1 protein-coding gene is annotated in these 620 nt (G+C 22.3%); it reads left to right on the top strand.

Features of this window, described 5'->3' with window-relative positions:
• Positions 1-620 (top strand): hypothetical protein (locus L8X40_RS08465; RefSeq protein WP_263667693.1); only part of this gene is annotated, 620 nt, incomplete at both ends.

Here is a 620-nt window from a genome sequence, read left to right as displayed (position 1 = left end):
CTTAAGCAAAGAAAACTATAATCAAGAAAAAGTTACACAAATGATTATTAAAAATCTTAAGATGATACAAGCTAGTATTGAAGATATAAGAATTTTAACTATTTATTCATTCCTAGATGAAGATGAGGAACTTTCAAGAAAAGCTAGTCGAATTGTTTTAAATTTAAATAACGATATTATATCCTATCTTTTATACAATGAAAGAAATATCACAAATCATAAAACTTATTTTTTATTTGACAAGGAAAGATTTAAAGTTTTTGAAGATTTTTTATTTTTTCTAAATACTCGTTTAGAAGAGGATTTTTTGCAAAATAAAATCAAAAGTCATGATTTTTCACATATTGTTTATTATACATCTTCTTTAATTGGAAACAACTGGGGATTTTCCCATATTTATATTGGAGATCTTTCTAAAAAATTCACATGTAAATTTGATAATTCTAAAACTGCAATAATTTTAAATACAATGAGAAAACTAAATAAAATTACAGATAATGTTACAAGAAGAATTTGTAAAGATTTTTTTTTAGATAATCAAGCTAAAGAGAAGCTAAAAGAAAATATTAATAAAATTTTAGAAAACTTCAACAAGAAGACATTGACAAATCTTAACACTC

The organism is Campylobacter sp. CNRCH_2013_0855 (assembly GCF_025773025.1).
Classification (GTDB): Bacteria; Campylobacterota; Campylobacteria; order Campylobacterales; family Campylobacteraceae; genus Campylobacter_D; species Campylobacter_D jejuni_C.
Note: the sequence above shows the minus strand (reverse complement) of the source record. Positions and strands in the feature narration are given on the sequence as shown.